This is a genomic window from Streptomonospora litoralis (assembly GCF_004323735.1).
GTDB classification, from domain to species: Bacteria; Actinomycetota; Actinomycetes; order Streptosporangiales; family Streptosporangiaceae; genus Streptomonospora; species Streptomonospora litoralis.
Map to the genome: position 1 here is coordinate 3,782,585 of NZ_CP036455.1, position 19,056 is coordinate 3,801,640.

The window sequence follows — 19,056 nt, forward strand, 5'->3', positions numbered from 1 at the left end:
TGTTCCGTCCCTCACCTGCGCTTCGTCCCCCGCCGCCCGCACCGGGCGACGCATGTGTGCCCGTCGGCGCCGCCGAGGCGTGCTAGACCGGGCCTTCGTTCATGGGCAGCCGGATGCCGTGGTCGCGGGCGACGGCTTCAGCCTGGCCATACCCGGCGTCGGCGTGGCGGATCACCCCGCTCGCGGGATCGTTGGACAGCACCCGCTCCAGCTTGCGCGCGGCCAGGTCGGTGCCGTCGGCGACGCTGACCTGTCCGGCGTGGATGGAGCGGCCCATGCCCACGCCGCCGCCGTGGTGGATCGACACCCACGAGGCGCCCGAGGCGGTGTTGACCAGTGCGTTGAGCAGCGGCCAGTCGGCGACGGCGTCGGAGCCGTCGGCCATGCCCTCGGTCTCGCGGTAGGGGGAGGCGACCGATCCCGTGTCGAGGTGGTCGCGCCCGATGGCCAGCGGCGCGCTGATCTCGCCGGAGGCCACCAGCTCGTTGAAGCGCCGCCCGGCGGCGGCCCGCTCGCCCTGGCCCAGCCAGCAGATCCGGGCCGGCAGGCCCTGGTAGGCAACCCGCTCCCCGGCCAGGCGGATCCAGCGGGAGAGGTGGTCGTCGTCGGGGAACAACTCCAGCACGGCGCGGTCGGTGCGGGCGATGTCGGCGGGATCTCCGGATAGCGCGGCCCAGCGGAACGGGCCCTTGCCCGCGCAGAACAGCGGGCGGATGTAGGCGGGCACGAAGCCGGGGAAGTCGAAGGCCCGCGCGTAGCCGGCGGTGCGGGCCTCGCCGCGAATGGAGTTGCCGTAATCGAACACCTCCGCGCCGCCGTCGGCGAAGCCCACCATCGCCGCGACGTGGGCGGCCATGGATTCCCGGGCGCGGCGGGTGAACTCGTCGGGGGCGCGGGAGGCGTAGTCGCCCCACTCGGCGAAGTCCACGCCGCTGGGCAGGTAGGCCAGCGGGTCGTGGGCGGAGGTCTGGTCGGTGACGACGTCGACCGGTGCCCCGCGCCGCAGCAGCTCGGGGACGGCGTCGGCGGCGTTGCCCAGCACCCCGACGGAGACGGCCCGCCGTTCGCGCCGGGCGCGCTCCGCCAGCCGCAGCGCCTCGTCGAGGCCGTCGGCCCGGGTGTCCAGGTAGCCCTGGGCGATGCGGCGCTCGATGCGGCTGGGGTCGCATTCGACGACCAGCGCCGCCCCGCCGTTCATCGTCACGGCGAGCGGCTGGGCGCCGCCCATGCCGCCCAGGCCGGCGGTGAGGGTGAGCGTGCCGGACAGGTCGCCCCCGAAGCGCTTGGCGGCGACCGCGCCGAAGGTCTCGTAGGTGCCTTGCAGGATGCCCTGCGTGCCGATGTAGATCCAGGAGCCCGCGGTCATCTGCCCGTACATGGTCAGCCCGAGCGCCTCCAGGCGGCGGAACTCCTCCCAGTTCGCCCAGTCGCCGACGAGGTTGGCGTTGGCGATGAGTACCCGCGGCGCCCACTCGTGGGTGGGCAGCACGCCCACCGGGCGGCCGGACTGCACCAGCAGGGTCTCGTCGTCGCCCAGCTCGCGCAGCACCGCGGTGATGCGCTCGAAGCTCGCCCAGTCGCGGGCCGCTTTGCCGCTGCCGCCGTAGACGACGAGCCGCTCGGGGTGTTCGGCCACTTCGGGGTCGAGGTTGTTGTGCAGCATGCGCAGGGCGGCCTCCTGCGGCCAGCCGCGCGCGGTGCGCTCGGTGCCGCGCGGCGCGCGCACGGTCCGCGGGGCGGGTCCGATCGGCATGGTGGTCACCGTCCTTTCCACCGGATCAGGCGAGCGGGACCACGGCGGCCGCCGCGCCACGCACGGATCCGTCGGTGATGAGTTCGGCGGCGGCGGCGATCTCGGGAGCCAGGTGCCGGTCCGGGCCGGGGCCCGCCACGCGGCTGCGCAGCGTGTCGCGTACCGCGGCGGTGGCCGGCGCCGGTTCCAGGGGCGCGCGCAGGTCCAGCGCCCGAGCGGCGGTGACCAGCTCGATCGCCAGCACGCTGGTGAGCGCCTCGACGGCGCGGCGCAGCTTGCGCGCGGCGGCCCAGCCCATGGAGACGTGGTCCTCCTGCATGGCCGAGCTGGGGATGGAGTCGACGCTGGCGGGGGCGGCCAGGCGTTTCAGCTCGGAGACCAGGCCGGCCTGGGTGTACTGGGCGATCATGTGTCCGGAGTCGACACCGGGATCGTCGGCGAGGAAGGCGGGCAGACCGTGTGAGCGGGCCACGTCGAGCATCCGGTCGGTGCGGCGCTCGGCGATGGAGGCGAGGTCGGCGACCGCGATGGCCAGAAAGTCCAGCACGTAACCCACCGGCGCACCGTGGAAGTTGCCGTTGGACTCCACCCGGCCGTCCTCCAGCACCACCGGGTTGTCGATGACGGCGGCCAGCTCCCGCCCGGCGACCGCCTCGGCGTGGGCGAGGGTGTCGCGCACGGCTCCGGCGACCTGCGGCGCGCAGCGCAGCGAGTAGGCGTCCTGCACGCGGGTGCAGTCGGGGCCGCGGTGCGAGGCGACGACGGGCGAGTCGGCCAGCAGCGCCCGCATGTTGGCCGCGGCCGCCGCCTGCCCGGGATGGGGGCGCAAGTCGCTCAGCTCCGCAGCGAAGACCCGGTCGGTGCCCAGCAGCGCCTCGACGCTCATCGCGGCGGTGATGTCGGCGACGCGCAGCAGCTCGGCGAGGTCGGCGCAGGCCAGCAGCAGCATACCGAGCATGCCGTCGGTGCCGTTGATGAGGGCGAGCCCTTCTTTGGCGGCGAGTTCGACCGGCCGCAGCCCCGCGTCCCGCAGCGCATCGGCGGCCTTGCGGAGTTCGCCGCCGGCGTCGCGCACCTCGCCCTCGCCCATCAGCGCCAGCGCGACGTGCGACAGCGGCGCGAGGTCGCCCGAGCAGCCCAGGCTGCCGTACTCGTGCACCACGGGGGTGATGCCCGAGTTCAGCAGGCCGGCCAGCGCCTCGGCGGTCTCGACGCGCACGCCGGTACCGCCGCCGGCCAGGGTGCGCAGCCGCAGCAGCATCAGGGCCCGCACGACTTCGCGCTCGACCTCGGGCCCGGTGCCGGCGGCGTGGGAGCGGATGAGCGAAGCCTGCAGCCGGGTGCGCAGGTCGGCGGCGATGTGCCGGGTGGCAAGTGCGCCGAATCCGGTACTGACGCCGTAGGCGGGCGCGGGGTCGGCGGCCAGGGCGTCGACGCGTTTGCGTCCCGCGGCGATCGCCCCGCGCGCATCACCGGTGAGTCGGACGGCGGCGCCGCGGCGTGCCACGGCGACGACCTCGTCGGGGGCGAGCGGCGCGCGGCCGATGTCGATCGAGGTGGACATGCCCCCATTGGACGACGCCCGCCACCTGCTGAGCGACCCCCGACATCCAGGTTGTGTCCGAGATTTCAGACAAAGCGCGATCCGGTTGGGCACACCACGTGCGCCGCACCCCGAACGCCGCCCCCGCGCGCACCGGTCCGCGGCGGGACCTCAGCCCTCGGCGGCGGGGACCGGCCGCGCTCGGCGGTCGCCGTCCGGGCGCAAAGCGACGGGGTCGGGGGCGACCGCCTTCTCGGGGGCCGCGGCAGCCGCGGGACCGGCGACAGAAGCCTTCGCGGCCACCTCGGCCAGCGACTCCAGCCCGCGAACGACGGTGGGGTGTTGGGCGCTGCCGCTGCGCACGCAGGCGAGTATGGACCGCATCGGCACAGAGCGGCCGTCCAGCGCCACGCGCACCACCGGATGCTCGGTCGCGATGGGCAGCAGGCGCGGCACCAGGGCGATCCCCATGCCGTAGCCCACCAGCGCCGTCGCCCCGATCCAGTCGGTGGCCCAGTGCGCGATCCGCGGAGTGAACCCGGCCGCGGCGCATGCCACCTGGATCACGCGGTAGTGGCTGCAGGACCCGCCCGGCGTGATCCAGTCCTCGCGGGCGGTCTCGGCCAGGGGCACGCGTTCGCGCTCGGCCAGCGGATGCCCGGCGGGCACGAGGAGGTCGTGCGGCTCCTCCAGCAGGACACGCTGCTCGAAGCGGGAGTCCTCGGGCGAGGCCACCGTGGGGTCGGGGACGACCACGGCGAGGTCCGCGCTGTCCGCCAGGAGCATGTCGAAGCACTCGCCGGCCTCTGCCTCGAACACCGCCACGCGCATCCCCGGATGGCTGCCGCGCAGCCGCGCGGCGGCCGGCGCCAGCAGTGTGGCGACGCCCGTCGGGTAGCCGGCCATGCGCAGCGGCCCGGTCTCGCCGTCGGCGTGGTGGGCGAGATCGGCGACCGCCTGCTCCCAGCGGGTGCTCAGCGCGTCGGCGTGGTCGAGCAGCACGTGCGCGCCGGAGGTGAGCCGCACCCGGCGGCCTTCGGGCTCCAGCAGGGTCACCCCGAGATCCCGGGCGAGCTGGCGGATCTGCTGGGAGACCGCCGACGGCGTCAGATGCAGCGCTTCGGCCGCGCCGGTGACGGTGCCGTGGTGGTGGACCGCTCGCAGTACGCGCAGGCGTCGCAGATCGAACATGTACCTGAGGCTACATGGTTTCTTGTAGAAAGATTAGATGGACATGAAATGACGGCCCCACCAGACTGGAGCCATGGAACACCGCACGAACAGCGCACCGGCCTGCCCCGACTGCGGATGGCCGGAGTCGGAGATCTACCAGGTGGTATCGCGGCACACGACCTCGACCGGAATGGTGCTCTACACCCGGTGCGCCTGCGGGCGCCTCCAGGTCCGTTCGCTGAACGTGCCGGGCGCACACCGCCCCGTCTCGCGCGGACGCTGCTAACGGCGGTGGGGCGGCGTGCCAGAATCGGCGCATGAGCCATGTCCCCGCGGCCACGCGGGCGCTGCGCCTGCTGCGCTTCCTCGCCGCGCGCCCCGGGCCCGTGTCCGCCGTGGCCGTCGCTGCGGAGCTGGAGATGCCGCGGTCGAGCGTCTACCAACTGCTGGAGGCCATGGCCGAGGAGGGCTTCGTCACCCATCTGCCCGAGGAACGGCGCTGGGGTCTGGGGCTGGCGGCATTCGAGATCGGGTCGGCCTACCTGCGGCACGGCCCGTTGGAGCGGCTGGCCCGACCGCTGCTGCGGCGGCTGGTCGAGGAGACCGGAGCCACCGCGCACCTGGGCGTGCTGCACGGCGCCGACACGCTGTACCTGCTCAAAGAGCAGCCGCAGCACGCGCCGACGCTGATCACGGGGGTCGGGGTGCGGCTGCCTGCGCACCTGACGGCCTCCGGCCGCGCGCTTCTCGCCCACCTGCCGCGCGCCCAGGTGCGCGCACTCTACCCGTCGGCTGAGAGCTTCACCGACCGCACCGGGCGCGGTCCGGCCGCGCCCGGTGAGCTGCGCGAACTACTGGCAGGCGAGCGGCGCGCGGGCTACTCCGTGGAGGAAGGCCAGGTGACCGAGGGGTTCTCGTCCGTGGCGGCGGCCGCCTTCGACCACAACGCCGCACCGGCGGCGGCCATCAGCCTCACGGTGCCCAGCGCCCGCCCGGTCACACCCGCGGCCCTGGCCGCGGGGGCGCGCGACGCCGCCGCCGAGCTGACGCGCCGACTGGGCGGGCGCCGCCCGGAGCCGTTGTGAGCCGGCGCGGTCCGCACGGCGAGCGCGGGCGCGCGGCGGTTCGCTAGTTGGCGTTGGCCTGGATGTAGGCCTCGATCTCGGCGCGCTCGGCCCGCAGCTTCGCCAGGGCCTCGTCGAGGATGAGGCGACCCTCCTCTTCGCTGCGGCGCTCCTTCACGTAAGCCAGGTGGGTCTTGTACGGCTCGGTCCGCGGCGGCGCCGGAGGGTTCTGCGGGTCCTTGCCCGCCGGGAAGCCGCAGCGAGGGCAGTCCCACTCCTCGGGGACCGCGGCTTCGTGCGCGAAGCTCGGCACGACCTCGTGCTTGTTGGCGCAGTAGAAGGGCACCCGGACACGCGGTGCGGACTCGCCGCGCTCGGCCTCGCCCATCGGGCCGGCACCGACGCGGCTGCCACGGATGGCGCTGCCACTACCCACGGATTACTCCTTCGTCGGACATCACGCCCCGGCTAAGGGGAGAACGGAGACACGCCGCACGGCGGCACGGTGCGGCGGTGGAGCCCGCGCGGCGGGCGCGGGCGGAGGTGGGGGCTCGGAAGGGACCGAGGAGGGAGCGGGGGCTAACCGGCCTGGTTGAGCATCAGCCCGAGGACCACGACGGCGACGATCCACACCAGTCCGGTGGCGATCGTCAGTCGGTCGAGGTTGCGTTCGACCACGGAGGACCCGCCCAGGGAGGACGTGACGCCGCCCCCGAACAGGTCGGAGAGGCCGCCGCCCTTGCCCTTGTGCAACAGCACCATCAGGACCAGCAGCACGCTGCAGAGCATCACGAGGATGGACAGACCGAGGATCACACGCTCACCCGTAACTCGACCCCGAGTGGGGGGAATCGACGACTTGGGCCCCGGACCCGCGCACTCGCCGGACGAGCCGGTTCGAACGGCCCGCCCGAGAGGGACCCCGAGGACACTGCTTGGATTCTACAGTGTGCCCTGTGGACACGTACCCGCCCGAAGAGAACGGGCTTTGCGCATTCTAACCCGAGCGCGGCCTTGCTGCGGCCGCTTCGAGTATCGAAACCGGGACCGCGGCGGCAAATCGGCATCGGCCGCCGGCTTCGGCACGGGCCCAGACGCGGACGCAGTGCCGGAGCGGGCTGCCGAGAAGGGCCGGCCGGCGCGAACCGGCCGGCCCCGCGCTCACTCCCGGCCGAGCCGGGCGAGCTTGACGAACTCCTCGGGCTTGAGGCTCGCACCGCCCACCAGGGCACCGTCGACGTCGTCCTGGTCCATGATCCCGGCGATGTTGTCGCCCTTGACCGATCCTCCGTAGAGGATGCGGGTGGCGCCGGCCACCTCGTCGGAGTACAGCTCGCCCAGCCGCCCGCGCAGCGCGCGGCACACCTCCTGGGCGTCCTGCGGGGTGGCGACCTCGCCGGTGCCGATGGCCCACACCGGTTCGTAGGCGACGACCAGGCGCGCGGCCTGCTCCGCCGGCACGTCCTTCAGCGCACCGTCCAGCTGGGCGAGCGTGTGCGGGACGTGCTCGCCGGCCTTGCGCACATCCAGGCCCTCGCCCAGGCACAGGATGGGCGTGATGTCGGCGGCGAAGGCCGCCTTCACCTTGCCGTTGACGACCGCGTCGTCCTCCTGGTGGTACTCCCGGCGCTCGGAGTGGCCGGCCAGGGCGTAGGTGCAGCCCAGCTTGGCCAGCATGGAGCCGGAGATCTCGCCGGTGTAGGCGCCCTTCTCCTGGGCGGAGATGTCCTGGGCGCCGTAGCCGATCTTCAGCTTGTCGCCGTCGACGAGGGTCTGCACGCTGCGCAGGTTCGTGAACGGCGGGAGAACGACGATCTCGGCGGTGTCGAAGTCGGCGTCGTTCAGCGTGAACGCGAGCTTCTGAACCAGCGCGATGGCTTCGAGGTGGTTGTTGTTCAGCTTCCAGTTGCCCGCGATCAGCGGCTTGCGCTTGGGCTCTGCCATGGTGTCTTCCTCAGCTGCAGAAAGGGCGCCGGCGGCCCGCTTTGGGCCGCCGGCGCGCGGGGTCAGTCGTCCAGGGCCTCGATACCGGGCAGGTTCTTGCCCTCCAGGTACTCCAGGCTGGCGCCGCCGCCGGTGGAGATGTGGCCGAAGGCCGCCTCGTCGAAGCCGAGGGCGCGCACGGCCGCCGCCGAGTCGCCGCCGCCCACCACCGTGAAGGCGCCGGAGTCCAGCAGGGCTTGGGCGAGCGCACGGGTGCCGTTCGAGTAGGGCTCCATCTCGAAAACGCCCATCGGGCCGTTCCAGAAGACGGTGCGCGCGTCGGCCAGCTTGGCGGCGAACAGCTCGCGGCTCTTGGGTCCGATGTCCAGGCCCATGCGGTCGGCGGGGATGGAGTCGGCGTCGGCCGGGCCGTGCGGTGCGTCGGCCGAGAACGACTCGGCCGCGACCACGTCGACGGGGAGCACGATCTCCACGCCCTGCTTCTCCGCGCGGTCCAGGTAATCGCGCACGGTGTCGACCTGGTCGGCCTCCAGCAGGCTGGACCCGACCTCGTAGCCCCTGGCCTTGAGGAAGGTGTAGGCCATGCCGCCGCCGATGAGCAGGCGGTCCGCGGTGCCCAGCAGATTGTCGATCACACCGAGCTTGTCGGAGACCTTGGAACCGCCCAGCGCGACCGCGTAGGGGCGCGCGGGATCGCCGGTGAGCGTGCGCAGCACCTCGACCTCGGCCAGCACCAGCCCGCCGACGGCGTGCGGCAGGCGGTTGGGCAGGTCGTAGACGCTGGCGTGCTTGCGGTGCACCGCGCCGAAGCCGTCGCCGACGTAGAGGTCGGCGAGCTGGGCGAGGCGGTCGGCGAACTCGCCGCGTTCCGCGTCGTCCTTGCTGGTCTCGCCCGGCTCGAAGCGCAGGTTCTCCACGAGCGCGACCCCGCCGTCGGCCAGTCCGGCGCTCGCCGCGCGGGCGGACTCCCCGGCGGTGTCGTCGGCGCAGGCGACCTCGGTGCCCAGCAGCTCGCCCAGTCGGGCGGCGACCGGGCGCAGCGAGTAGGCGGGGTCGGGAGCCCCCTTGGGACGGCCCAGGTGGGCGGCCACCACGACGCGCGCTCCGCGCTCGCGCAGGGCGCCGATGGTGGGCAGGCTGGCGCGGATCCGGCCGTCGTCGGTGATGCGGTCACCGTCGAGGGGCACGTTGAGATCCGCCCGGACGAACACGCGCTTGCCGGAGACGTCGAGGTCGTCGATCGTGCGCATGATGCTCTCCTTCCGCGGGGTGGAGCCGCCCAGCGCGCACCGCGGCGCCCCCGGCTGTCAGCAGGCGGGGGCGCCGCGGCGGCGCCGGTACGGCGGGGTTCGTCCGGTCAGAGGCGCGAGCCGACCAGCTTGGCCGCGTCCACGAGGCGGTTGGAGAAGCCCCATTCGTTGTCGTACCAGCCGACGATCTTGACCGTGTTGCCGAAGGCCATGGTCAGGCTGGAGTCGAAGGTGCAGGAGGGCGAGGTGCCGACGATGTCGGAGGACACGATCGGGTCCTCGGTGTAGGCCAGCACCTGCTTCAGCTCGCCCTCGGAGGCGGACTTGAACGCGGCGTTGACCTCCTCGGCGGTGACCTCGCGCTCCAGCTCGACGACCAGGTCGGTGACCGAGCCGTCGGGCACGGGGACCCGCATCGCGATGCCGTCGAGCTTGCCCTCCAGCTCCGGCAGCACCAGGGCGGTGGCCTTGGCGGCGCCCGTGGTGGTGGGGATGATGTTCTGCCCGGCGGCGCGGGCGCGGCGCAGGTCCTTGTGCGGGAAGTCCAGGATGACCTGGTCGTTGGTGTACGCGTGGGTCGTGGTCATCAGGCCCTTGACGATGCCGAAGTTGTCCAGCAGCGTCTTGGCCATCGGCGCCACGCAGTTGGTGGTGCAGGAGGCGTTGGACAGGATGTGGTGGTTGGCGGGGTCGTACTTGTCGTCGTTGATGCCCATCACCAGGGTGAGGTCCTCGCCCTTGGCCGGGGCGGAGACGATGACCTTCTTGGCGCCGGCGTCGATGTGCTTCTTGGCGTCCTCGGCCTTGGTGAAGCGGCCGGTGGACTCGATGACGACGTCCACGCCCAACTCGCCCCACGGCAGCTTGGCGGGGTCCTTCTCCTCGAGGGTCTTCACGGACGTATTGCCGATCCGGATGCTGTCTTCGCCGACCTCGACGTCGCCCTCCAGCGTGCCCAGCACGGTGTCGTACTTGAGCAGGTGGGCGAGCGTGGCGTTGTCGGTGAGGTCGTTCACCGCGACGATCTCGACCTCGCTGCCGGCGGCGCGGGCCGCGCGCCAGAAGTTGCGGCCGATCCGGCCGAAACCGTTCACGCCTACACGGATGGTCACGGTAACCAGGCTCCTCACGTGTTGATAGGTACTGCCATCACGGTCGGCTCAGCAGTGCCGGACCGCGGAAGTTCAAGCGCCGGGATATCACTTCCGAGCCTATCGCTCCGCCGCAGGACGGAGCGCCGTGGGCCCGTCGCGATACCGATGGGAGTCCTCGGCGCCCGGACCATGCTCGCACCGCAGCCGACTAAAGGTCTAGACCATTTTCCAAAGTTTTCCGACCTGCTTGAACAGTCACAAAACCGAACACCGGAAAAGAATTCCTGCGGGCATTCGAAAAGGCGCCGAAGGGACCGCGGTGCGGCACCCGACGCGGGCGCCGCACCGACCCGGGCGTCACGGCACCAGCATGTCCGCGGTCAGGTTGGCGTCGGTACCGGCGATGCCCAAGTCGCAGGCGCGCTTGTCGGCCATCGCCAGCAGGCGGCGGATCCGCCCGGCGATCGCGTCCTTGGTCAGCGGCGGAGAGGAGAGCTGGCCCAACTCCTCCAGCGACGCCTGCTTGTGAGCCAGCCGCAACTGCCCGGCGGCCACCAGGTGGTCGGGGGCCTCCTCCCCGAGAATCTCCAGGGCCCGCTCGACCCGCGCCCCGGCCGCCACGGCCGCCCGGGCGCTGCGGCGCAGGTTCGCGTCGTCGAAGTTGGCCAGCCGGTTGGCCGTGGCGCGCACCTCGCGGCGCATCCGCCGCTCCTCCCAGGCCAGCACGCTCTCGTGCGCGCCGAGCATGGTCAGCAGCGCACCGATGGAATCGCCGTCGCGCACCACGACCCGGTCCACGCCGCGGACCTCGCGCGCCTTGCCCTGCACCTTCAGCCGACGCGCGGCGCCCACGAGGGCGAGCGCAGCCTCGGGCCCCGGGCACGTGACCTCCAGCGACATCGACCGCCCCGGCTCCGTCAGCGACCCGTGGGCGATGAAGGCGCCCCGCCAGGCCGACTCGGCGTCGCAGGAGCCGCCGGCGACGACGTGGCGCGGCAGACCGCGCACCGGCCGCCCGTTGTTGTCGATAAGCCCGGTCTGGCGGGCGAGGCTCTCACCGTCCTTGATGACGCGCACGACGTAGCGGTTGCCCTTGCGCAGACCGCTCGGCGCCAGCACGACCACCTCGGACTCGTGCCCGAAGACCTCGGAGATGTCCTTGCGCAGCCGCCGCGCCGCCGCGCCGGTGTCGAGTTCGGCCTCGATGACGATGCGGCCGCTGACCAGGTGCAGCCCTCCGGTGAAGCGCAGGATCGTGGAGACCTCGGCCTTGCGGCAACACGGCTTGAGAACGGTCAGCCGGCTCAACTCGTCCTTCACCACGCCGGTCATCGCCATGGACGCCGTCCCCTCGCAACTCGAACTCCACATCCGCCGCGCAGGCCCGCGGGCCATACGCTCCTGGTCGCAGACTACTGAACGTGCGAGCGATGGCCACGCCCCTGGCCGCGTGTCCAAAGTCCCTGCTCGCTTCGGCGAGTCGTGTTTTCCGTTCCGTGCCGATCTCTGCCGAATGGCGCCGAGGGTGCGCTGGACGGCGCCCGACACGTCGAGGTGGCACCGGTGCCGCCTATCGCACGGGCCGCCCCCGTCGGGCGCGCCGTCCCGCGGTCAGGCTCCCTGCGTCTCCAGCAGGTAGTCGCGCAGCACGACCGCGTGGTTGTGCTCGGTGTCACGGGCGCCGTAGAGCAGGGTGACCGGGCCCTTGGCCATGGCATCGCGGATGGGGCGCAGGACCTCGGGGTCGGCGTCGTCGAGTTCGGCCCGGTACTTCCGGACGAACTTGTCCCAGCGGTCGGGGTCGGCGTGCAGCCAGCTGCGGAGTTCGGAGCTGGGCGCGGCGTCCCTCAGCCACTCGTCGTAGTGCACCGAACTCTTGCGCACGCCGCGCGGCCACAACCGGTCGACGAGGAATGCTCGGCCGGGCGGATCCTCGCCGAGCGTGTCACGCACGCGGATGAGGTGGATCTCGTGCCCGCTCTTCCCGCCTTCGCGTTCCTTGCTCACGTTGGCTGGATGCCCGCCGGGCGCACCGGTCAACCCTGGTTTCTCAGGCCAGGAACACCTCGTCGAAAGCCTCCGCCAAGCGGTCGGGGTCGTGGCGCGGTGAGCCGTCGGAGGCGGCGACGTCGCGCACCACCAGGCGGCCGCCCATCTCCTTGGCTACCTCGCCGACACGGCTGGTGTCGCCGACCACCGCGCTGTCGGCAAGGACCGCGTCGATGCCCAGCCGCGGCGCGTGGGCGGCCAGCACCTCCAGATAGGTCTCGGGGCGGAAGCCGTCGGTCTCGCCCTTCTGCGGCGAGAGGTTGAGCGCCACCAGGCGCCGCGCGGTGGTGTCGACGAGGGCCTGGGCCAGTTCGGGCACCAGCAGGTGCGGCAGCACGCTGGTGAACCACGAGCCCGGCCCGAACACCACCCAGTCGGCCTCCCGAACGGCCTTGACCGCCTGGTGGGAGGCCGGGGGCGCCTCGGGCACCAGCGAGATCGAGCGGACGCGGCCGCGGGTGCTTGCGCAGGCCACCTGCCCGCGGACGGTGGTGAGCTCGAATGGGCGAGCGGGGTCGGTTCCCTCGACCTCGGCGACGATGTCGAGCGGAACCGAGGACATCGGCAGCACCCGGCCGTGCGCGCCCAGCAACTGGCCCACCCAGTCCAGCCCGGCCACGGAGTCGCCCAGCAGCTCCCACAGCGCCACGATGAGCAGGTTGCCCACCGCGTGGCCGTGCAGCTCGCCCTCGGAGCGGAACCGGTGCTGGACGACTTCGCTCCAGGTGTGGCCCCACTCGTCGTCGCCGCACAGCGCGGCCAGGGCCATGCGCAGATCACCCGGCGGCAGAACGCCCAGTTCCTTGCGCAGCCGCCCGCTGGAGCCGCCGTCGTCGGCGACGGTCACGATGGCGGTCACGTCGGTGGTGACCCGGCGCAGTGCCGACAGCGAGGCGTGCAGGCCGTGCCCCCCGCCCAGCGCCACGACCCGCGGAGGCGTGGCCTCGCGTCGGTCGTCGGCCGCGGCGCCGCCGAACGCGCCGCCTGCCGACCTCCCGCCGCCGTCGGCGGGGATGTTGTCTGCCATGTGCCTCTGCGTATCTCGTGTCCCGGTGTTCAGCGGACGGCCGCCGGGGTGCGCGCCGCGCTCGCGGCACCCGCGGCGGCCGCCACGGGTTGGGCCAATGCTAGAGCGTGACCGATCGGCAGTCGTCCTGTTTCGCGGTCATCAACGGCATTCCGGGGCCGATCGGCGGATTCCGCCGACCCCTCCGCCGTTGTACGGTAAGTCGAGCGCCGCCTCGGCAAGGGATGCCGAAACCACCAAGCCCGTTCCGCCACCCGGGACCCGCCGACCCGCGCGGCCTGCGCCGCCTCGGCGCCGGAGTGCTCATTCCTGCCCGAGATCGCGGTGCACGACATGCACCTCCAGCCCCTGCTCGCGGAGGCGCTCCCCGAACTGCTCGGCCATGGCGACGCTGCGGTGCTTGCCGCCGGTGCAGCCGATCGCGAGCGTCATGTAGTGCTTGCCCTCACGCTGGTACCCCGCGATGATCAGCCGCAGCACCTCGGCATAGGAGTCGACCATCTCCTTCGCGCCGGTCTGGGCGAGGACGTACTCGCGCACCGGGGCGTCGCGGCCGTTCATCGCCCGCAGCTCGGGTATCCAGTGCGGGTTGGGCAGGAAGCGGCAGTCCAGCACGAGGTCGGCGTCGACCGGCAGGCCGTGCTTGTAGCCGAACGAGACGACATTGGCGCGCGGACGCGCCTCCTCCGACTCGCCGAAGAACCCGATGACCTTCGCCTTGAGCTGGTGCACGTTGAGCTGGGAGGTGTCGATCACCAGATCGGCCTCGCCGCGGACGGCGCGCAGGGTCTCGCGCTCGCGGGCGATGCCGTCGGTGAGGCGGCCGTCACCCTGCAGCGGATGCGGCCGCCGCACGCTCTCGAAGCGGCGCACCAGGGCGTCGTCGCCGGCCTCCAGGAACACCACGCGCGCGACGATGCCGCGCCGGCGCAGCTCTTCGACCGTGGAGAGCAGGTCCTGGGTGAAGGCCATGCTGCGCACGTCGACGACGGCGGCCACGCGCGGCACCGCGCCCTGTGTGCGCCCGGCGAGGTCGATCATGGTCGGCAGCAGCCCCGGCGGCAGGTTGTCGACGACGAACCAGTCCAGGTCCTCCAAAGCGCGGGCGGCGGTACTGCGCCCGGCACCCGACATACCGGTCACGACGACGATCTCGGGCGGCAGTTCGCCGCTGAGACTGCCCGTGGCCTGGTCATCCCCCATTGCGCTGTTCTCTTCCGTCAGCCCTGCCGCGTTCTCCGGTGCGGACGCCGCCCCTGTCATGGTTTCCTTCCCGCTCCTGGCCGGAGAGCCGCGCATGGATGACCCCTGCGGTGGCCTTGCCGATGCCGGGCACCTGGGCGATCTCCTCCTCCGTAGCCGCCGCCAGCCTCTTGACCGACCCGAAATGCTTCAACAGCGCGCTGCGCCGCGCCGGCCCCAAGCCGGGCACCTCGTCGAGCGCGCTGCCGGTCAGCGCCTTGGCGCGTTTCTGGCGGTGGTAGGTGATGGCGAACCGGTGCGCCTCGTCGCGGACGCGCTGGAGCAGATAGAGCCCCTCGCCCGTTCGCGGCAGGATCACCGGATCGTCGTCGTCGGGCAGCCAGACCTCTTCCAAGCGCTTGGCCAACCCGCATACAGCGATGTCGTCGATACCGAGTTCGTCCAGGGCACGCCGCGCCGCCTGCACCTGGGGCCGACCGCCGTCGACCACCACCAGGTTAGGCGGGTAGGCGAACTTGGCGGGGGCCGCACCGCCGGAACCGGGTGTGCCGGAGGTCTCATCGGCACCGTCGCCGGCCCCTGCGGCGCCGGCGGAGCGCGCAGCGGCCGACGCGGCGTCGGAGGCACCGGCCTCCCCCTCGGCGGCGGTCGCGCCGTCCTCGCCGAGTTCGGCGCCCATGCGGTCGAGTTCGCCGGTGCGCCGACTCTCCTCCAGGTAGCGGGAGAACCGGCGTTTGACGACCTCGTACATCGACGCGACGTCGTTCTGCTCGTCGCCCTCGGCCACACCCGAGCCGCGGATGCTGAAGCGCCGGTACTCGGGCTTGCGGGCCAGGCCGTCCTCGAAGACGACCATGGACGCCACCACATGCTCGCCCATCAGGTTGGAGACGTCGAAGCACTCGATGCGCAGCGGAGCCTCGTCGAGGCCCAGGGCCTCCTGGATCTCGCCCAGGGCGCGGCTGCGGGTGGTGAGGTCGCCGGCGCGCTGGGTCTTGTGCCGGGCGAGCGCCTGATCGGCGTTCTTGGCGACGGTCTCCATCAGGGTCTTCTTGTCGCCGCGCTGGGGAACCCGGAGGTCGACGGACGAGCCGCGGCGCCCGCTGAGCCAGTCGACGACGGCTTCGCGGTCGGCCGGCTCGGCTGAGACGAGGACCTCGCGGGGAACCGCCGCGCCGCCGTTGCCGCCGTCGGCGGTATCGGCGCCGGGGCCGCCGCCGTCGCCGCCGTAGGTCTGGGCCAGGAAGCGCTCGACCAGCTCGCCGGTGCCGACGTCCTCGACTTTGTCGACGACCCAGCCCCGCTGACCGCGGATGCGCCCGCCGCGGACGTAGAAGATCTGGGCGGCGGCCTCCAGTTGGTCCTCGGCCAGGGCGATGACGTCGCAGTCGGTGGAGTCGCCCAGCACCACGGACTGCTTCTCCAGTGCGGTGCGCAGCGCCTGGATGTCGTCGCGGATCCGCGCGGCGCGCTCGTACTCCTGGTCGGTCGCCGCCTCGCGCATGCTCTGCTCCAGCCTGCGGATGAAGCGGCTGGTGTCGCCGGCCATAAAGGAGCAGAAGTCCTCGGCCAGGCGGCGGTGCTCGTCGGCGTCGACGCGGCCGACGCAGGGCGCCGAGCACTTGTCGATGTAACCCAGCAGGCAGGGCCGGCCCGAGTTGCGCGCGTTGCGGAAGACCCCGGCCGAGCAGGTGCGCACCGGGAAGACGCGGAGCAGCAGGTCGACGGTCTCGCGGATGGCCCACGCGTGGCCGTACGGGCCGAAGTAGCGCACGCCCTTGCGCTTGGCGCCGCGCATCACCTGGACGCGGGGCACCTCTTCGTTCATGGTGACGGCGAGGTAGGGGTAGCTCTTGTCGTCGCGGTACTTGACGTTGAAACGCGGGTCGTACTCCTTGATCCAGGAGTACTCCAGCTGCAGGGCCTCGACCTCCGTACCGACGACCGTCCAGTCGACGTCGGCCGCGGTCGAGACCATGGTCTGAGTGCGCGGGTGCAGCCCGGCGAAGTCCTGGAAGTAGGAGGAGAGCCGCGCACGCAGGTTCTTGGCCTTGCCCACGTAGATGACCCGTCCGTTGCCGTCGCGGAAGCGGTATACCCCGGGTGATGTGGGGATGGATCCGGGGCGGGGCCGAAGGTGGGGTTGGGCTGCCATATTCCCATTGTGGTCGGCTGCGGGGGTGGTCGGCCACTCGGAGCGGCGGCCTGTGGACGACCGTGCATAAAGGACCTAGGCCCTTGAAACGGCGCGGACCGGTGCTCCAGCCGCCCGCGGGGCCTAAGCTGTGAGCGGTTCCTTCCCCCGTTCGGCATGTGCTTGCTCACCCGCCGAACGTCACGATTCGGTATCCGCATGGTCTAGGTTGGGCGGGTATCGACCGTTTTTCTCAGAGCGAGGGGGACTGTGCCCGTGAGCTTCACGCAGGGGATCGCGGTCGGCATCGCCGTCCTGGTCTCGGTGCTACTGGTCACGGTGGCGCACTGGCTGCTCACGCACCAGCTCGCCAAGGTTTCGCCACTGGCTCGGCCGCTCGTGCGCCACTGCCGGGTCTCGGCCTACGCGGCGGCGGCGGTCATCGGGATCAACATCGCCCTGCCCGAGCGGGATGAAATGCCCGACCGCGCGCTCTACCCGATCATCGACCACGGCATGACCATCCTGATGATCGGGACCATGACGTGGTTCGCCCTGGGCGTGGCCTATGCGGTGACCGACACGGTGCTGGAGCGGCTGGCGGCCAAGAACCACGACGACGACCACCATTCGCGCCGCCTGCAGACGCAGGTGCGCCTGCTGCGGCGGATCGCGGCGACGGTGATCGGCGTGCTGGCCGTCGCGGCGATCCTGTTCACCTTCCCCGCGGTGCAGGGGCTGGGCGCCGGGCTGCTGGCGTCGGCCGGTCTGCTGTCCGTCGTCGCCGGTATCGCCGCGCAGTCGACCCTCGGCAACATCTTCGCGGGCCTGCAACTGGCCTTCAGCAACGCGCTGCGCATCAACGACGTCATCGTCTTCCAGGGCGAGTGGGGCCGCGTCGAGGAGCTCAGCCTCACCAACGTCACCCTGCGCATGTGGGACGAGCGCCGCCTGGTCGTACCGGTCTCCTTCTTCGCCACCACTCCGTTCGAGAACTGGACGAAGCAGGGAGCCTCGATCACCGGCTGGGTGATGATCCAGGTCGACTGGGAGGCCCCCATCGGGAAGATCCGCGAAGAGGTCGGCGACTACGTCGCCCATCACCCGCTCTGGGACGGGCGCCGGTGGTCGCTGCAGGCCACCGACATCCTGCAGGACGGCATCGTGCAGCTGCGCGCGGTGGTCACCACCGCGGACTCCGACGCCCGCTGGGATCTGTGCTGCGACCTGCGCGAGCACCTGATCACCTACATCAACCAGAACTTTCCCGAGGCGCTCCCCCGCCGCCGCACCGAGTTCCTCACCGCGGGCGACAACGAGCCCTACGCGGCGGTCTTCCCCGACTCGGCGTTCCGCCGCACCCGTGAGGAGAAGCCGGGCTCCCCCGGACCGGACGGCTCCCTGGCGGTCAGCGGTTCGGGCGGCAGCGAGCTCCGTGACGGCGACGACTCGGGAGGCGACACCGACGGCGCCTAGACGGTATGTAGGGAGGGTTGGCTTAAAGGCCGGAGCCCCGTTCAGCCGCCCGACACCCCGCACACCAGCAAGACCGCACAGCCGCCCCGAGCCGCGCCGGCTCTCCTTGGCCGCGGTCCCGGGCCGACTACCCCCGGCCTTCCCCCGAGTCCTTCTCGTCGAGGACGATGTCGGTGCCGTCGACCGTGATGGGCAACTGCTCCAGGGGCTGGTTGGCGGGCCCGTGGCGGACGTCGCCGGTAGCGATGTCGAACTCGCTGCCGTGGCACAGGCAGTGGATGTTGCGCTCCACCTCCTGGATGGTGCAGCCCGCGTGGGTGCACACCGCGCTGAACGCCTTGAAATCGCCCTCCTGGGGCTGCGTGACGACCAGCTTGCCGTCGATCACCACGCTCCCGCCGCCGACGGGAATGTCGTCCGTCTGGGCCACGACGGTGCCACGCAGCGCGTCGTAGGGCTCGGGTCCCCCGCCGCTCGAACCGCAAGCGGAGGCCCCCAGTGCGGCAGCCCCGGCCGCCCCCGCGGCGCCGATCAGCCGCCTCCGGCTGATCCGGCAGACACACCCAGGCCCCCCGCACATGGCACGGCTCCTCTCCTCGCGTTCCATTGGCTACTACGCACTGTAGTACCGCCTCGGCGATGCCCGGTCCGCCGGCTCCGCCCGGCCCGATCGACGATCGCGCGCGAGGGCCGCGCACACGATTGCGTCCGGACTCGGGCCGTCCGCAGCACGACGGTGCCCGCGAGCCTGTCGTCCAGGCCCCGGCGGCCCGGTCCCAGAGCGGTCGGAGCCTACTGGGCGGCCGGCGTACCCCGCCGCGGCTGGGGGGATACCGGCACCCCCGACACCACGGCGGTACCCCCGGCCTTGTCCTGCAGTCCGCGGTGGCGCGGCCGGTCGAAGAACGAGGAGATCACGGCGTAGACCGATACCACCAGGGCGAGAAAGCTGACATAGGGCACGAAGTTGAGCAGCACGGAGATGTAGAGCACGACCGAGCGCTTGAGCATCGCGACCGCCCCCGCCCGCGGCGCGGCCACGGCCGGATCGGCGGCGACCACCCGCAGCCGCAGGTAGAGCTTGCCGGGGGTGGCGCCGTAGACGGCGGTGAAGGCCACCTCGTAGGCGAGGTAGATCGCGAACAGGCCGACCGAGAGCACCAGCGCGGGCAGCAGCCCCATGTTCATGGGGTCCTCGGCGCCGGGGACGGTGTTGACGACGAGTGCGGAGTACAGCAGCGCGATGCCGGAGAGGACGACCAGGTCGATCAGTCGGGCCAGTACGCGCCGCAAGAGCCCGGCCGGACGCTCGGTCGGTGTGTCGTCTCCACTCATCGTGTTCTGCG

18 protein-coding genes are annotated in these 19,056 nt (G+C 72.1%); 3 read left to right on the forward strand and 15 right to left on the reverse strand.

All coding sequences use genetic code 11. The features are described from left to right. Positions 1–82: 82 nt before the first annotated feature. From hutU to EKD16_RS15915, 3 genes are all read right to left on the reverse strand, one after another. A complete protein-coding gene (hutU, locus tag EKD16_RS15905) occupies positions 83–1,753 on the reverse strand; it encodes a urocanate hydratase (RefSeq protein WP_131099107.1) in 1,671 nt (556 codons plus the stop codon). Positions 1,754–1,778: 25 nt separating this feature from the next. After that, a complete protein-coding gene (gene hutH, locus EKD16_RS15910) occupies positions 1,779–3,317 on the reverse strand; it encodes a histidine ammonia-lyase (protein WP_131099108.1) in 1,539 nt (512 codons plus the stop codon). 150 nt (positions 3,318–3,467) lie between these two features. Then, entirely contained in the window at positions 3,468–4,487 is a 1,020-nt protein-coding gene (locus EKD16_RS15915) for a LysR family transcriptional regulator (RefSeq protein WP_131099109.1), read from the reverse strand. A 73-nt stretch (positions 4,488–4,560) separates the two neighbouring features. Between EKD16_RS15915 and EKD16_RS15920 the strand changes: the two genes are divergently transcribed. Beyond that, a complete protein-coding gene (locus tag EKD16_RS15920; RefSeq protein ID WP_131099110.1) occupies positions 4,561–4,755 on the forward strand; it encodes a hypothetical protein in 195 nt (64 codons plus the stop codon). Between the two features lie 31 nt (positions 4,756–4,786). Continuing rightward, the gene (locus EKD16_RS15925) at positions 4,787–5,554 is read left to right on the forward strand and encodes an IclR family transcriptional regulator (RefSeq protein WP_131099111.1); all 768 of its coding nucleotides are present in this window, start codon (positions 4,787–4,789) and stop codon (positions 5,552–5,554) included. A 43-nt stretch (positions 5,555–5,597) separates the two neighbouring features. Here EKD16_RS15925 and EKD16_RS15930 read toward each other — a convergent pair whose 3' ends face one another. The 10 genes from EKD16_RS15930 to uvrC form a co-directional block, all read right to left on the reverse strand. Next, positions 5,598–5,969 carry an RNA polymerase-binding protein RbpA gene (locus EKD16_RS15930; protein ID WP_131099112.1) on the reverse strand — a complete coding sequence of 124 codons (372 nt, stop codon included), beginning with the start codon at positions 5,967–5,969 and terminating at the stop codon, positions 5,598–5,600. A gap of 143 nt (positions 5,970–6,112) precedes the next feature. Next, the gene (gene secG, locus EKD16_RS15935; RefSeq protein WP_131099113.1) at positions 6,113–6,349 is read right to left on the reverse strand and encodes a preprotein translocase subunit SecG; all 237 of its coding nucleotides are present in this window, start codon (positions 6,347–6,349) and stop codon (positions 6,113–6,115) included. 345 nt (positions 6,350–6,694) lie between these two features. Then, positions 6,695–7,477, reverse strand: a complete 783-nt coding sequence (gene tpiA, locus EKD16_RS15940) for a triose-phosphate isomerase (RefSeq protein WP_131099114.1) — start codon at positions 7,475–7,477, stop codon at positions 6,695–6,697. Positions 7,478–7,539: 62 nt separating this feature from the next. After that, on the reverse strand, positions 7,540–8,727 hold the full coding sequence (locus EKD16_RS15945; RefSeq protein WP_131099115.1) for a phosphoglycerate kinase: 1,188 nt from the start codon (positions 8,725–8,727) through the stop codon (positions 7,540–7,542). A 107-nt stretch (positions 8,728–8,834) separates the two neighbouring features. Next, positions 8,835–9,839: a type I glyceraldehyde-3-phosphate dehydrogenase gene (gap, locus tag EKD16_RS15950; RefSeq protein ID WP_131099116.1), complete on the reverse strand. Its 1,005-nt coding sequence runs from the start codon at positions 9,837–9,839 to the stop codon at positions 8,835–8,837. 339 nt (positions 9,840–10,178) lie between these two features. Continuing rightward, positions 10,179–11,159 (reverse strand): DNA-binding protein WhiA, encoded by a 981-nt coding sequence (gene whiA, locus EKD16_RS15955; protein ID WP_131099117.1) that lies wholly within the window; start codon positions 11,157–11,159, stop codon positions 10,179–10,181. A gap of 273 nt (positions 11,160–11,432) precedes the next feature. Beyond that, entirely contained in the window at positions 11,433–11,828 is a 396-nt protein-coding gene (locus EKD16_RS15960) for a DUF488 domain-containing protein (RefSeq protein ID WP_131099118.1), read from the reverse strand. 43 nt (positions 11,829–11,871) lie between these two features. Next, positions 11,872–12,897 (reverse strand): gluconeogenesis factor YvcK family protein, encoded by a 1,026-nt coding sequence (locus EKD16_RS15965; RefSeq protein ID WP_131099119.1) that lies wholly within the window; start codon positions 12,895–12,897, stop codon positions 11,872–11,874. 303 nt (positions 12,898–13,200) lie between these two features. Continuing rightward, entirely contained in the window at positions 13,201–14,100 is a 900-nt protein-coding gene (gene rapZ / locus EKD16_RS15970) for an RNase adapter RapZ (protein ID WP_131099120.1), read from the reverse strand. Beyond that, on the reverse strand, positions 14,090–16,255 hold the full coding sequence (gene uvrC, locus EKD16_RS15975; RefSeq protein WP_131099121.1) for an excinuclease ABC subunit UvrC: 2,166 nt from the start codon (positions 16,253–16,255) through the stop codon (positions 14,090–14,092). Before uvrC ends, rapZ begins: the two co-directional genes overlap by 11 nt. A 255-nt stretch (positions 16,256–16,510) precedes the next feature. Between uvrC and EKD16_RS15980 the strand changes: the two genes are divergently transcribed. Next, on the forward strand, positions 16,511–17,710 hold the full coding sequence (locus tag EKD16_RS15980; RefSeq protein WP_131099122.1) for a mechanosensitive ion channel family protein: 1,200 nt from the start codon (positions 16,511–16,513) through the stop codon (positions 17,708–17,710). A 127-nt stretch (positions 17,711–17,837) separates the two neighbouring features. Here the strand turns inward: EKD16_RS15980 and EKD16_RS15985 are convergent, their stop codons facing one another. Both EKD16_RS15985 and EKD16_RS15990 read right to left on the reverse strand, forming a co-directional pair. Continuing rightward, on the reverse strand, positions 17,838–18,290 hold the full coding sequence (locus tag EKD16_RS15985) for a Rieske (2Fe-2S) protein (protein ID WP_394347281.1): 453 nt from the start codon (positions 18,288–18,290) through the stop codon (positions 17,838–17,840). A 212-nt stretch (positions 18,291–18,502) separates the two neighbouring features. Beyond that, positions 18,503–19,045 (reverse strand): RDD family protein, encoded by a 543-nt coding sequence (locus EKD16_RS15990; protein WP_131099123.1) that lies wholly within the window; start codon positions 19,043–19,045, stop codon positions 18,503–18,505. Between the last annotated feature and the right edge of the window lie 11 nt (positions 19,046–19,056).

What these genes read in the sequence shown, in the direction of transcription:
- hutU (WP_131099107.1), bottom strand. Translation starts at nt 1,753, where the DNA reads ATGCCGATCGGACCCGCCCCGCGGACCGTGCGCGCGCCGCGCGGCACC.
- hutH (WP_131099108.1), bottom strand. Translation starts at nt 3,317, where the DNA reads ATGTCCACCTCGATCGACATCGGCCGCGCGCCGCTCGCCCCCGACGAG.
- EKD16_RS15915 (WP_131099109.1), bottom strand. Translation starts at nt 4,487, where the DNA reads ATGTTCGATCTGCGACGCCTGCGCGTACTGCGAGCGGTCCACCACCAC.
- EKD16_RS15920 (WP_131099110.1), top strand. Translation starts at nt 4,561, where the DNA reads ATGGAACACCGCACGAACAGCGCACCGGCCTGCCCCGACTGCGGATGG.
- EKD16_RS15925 (WP_131099111.1), top strand. Translation starts at nt 4,787, where the DNA reads ATGAGCCATGTCCCCGCGGCCACGCGGGCGCTGCGCCTGCTGCGCTTC.
- tpiA (WP_131099114.1), bottom strand. Translation starts at nt 7,477, where the DNA reads ATGGCAGAGCCCAAGCGCAAGCCGCTGATCGCGGGCAACTGGAAGCTG.
- EKD16_RS15945 (WP_131099115.1), bottom strand. Translation starts at nt 8,727, where the DNA reads ATGCGCACGATCGACGACCTCGACGTCTCCGGCAAGCGCGTGTTCGTC.
- whiA (WP_131099117.1), bottom strand. Translation starts at nt 11,159, where the DNA reads ATGGCGATGACCGGCGTGGTGAAGGACGAGTTGAGCCGGCTGACCGTT.
- EKD16_RS15965 (WP_131099119.1), bottom strand. Translation starts at nt 12,897, where the DNA reads ATGGCAGACAACATCCCCGCCGACGGCGGCGGGAGGTCGGCAGGCGGC.
- rapZ (WP_131099120.1), bottom strand. Translation starts at nt 14,100, where the DNA reads ATGGGGGATGACCAGGCCACGGGCAGTCTCAGCGGCGAACTGCCGCCC.
- uvrC (WP_131099121.1), bottom strand. Translation starts at nt 16,255, where the DNA reads ATGGCAGCCCAACCCCACCTTCGGCCCCGCCCCGGATCCATCCCCACA.
- EKD16_RS15985 (WP_394347281.1), bottom strand. Translation starts at nt 18,290, where the DNA reads ATGTGCGGGGGGCCTGGGTGTGTCTGCCGGATCAGCCGGAGGCGGCTG.
- EKD16_RS15990 (WP_131099123.1), bottom strand. Translation starts at nt 19,045, where the DNA reads ATGAGTGGAGACGACACACCGACCGAGCGTCCGGCCGGGCTCTTGCGG.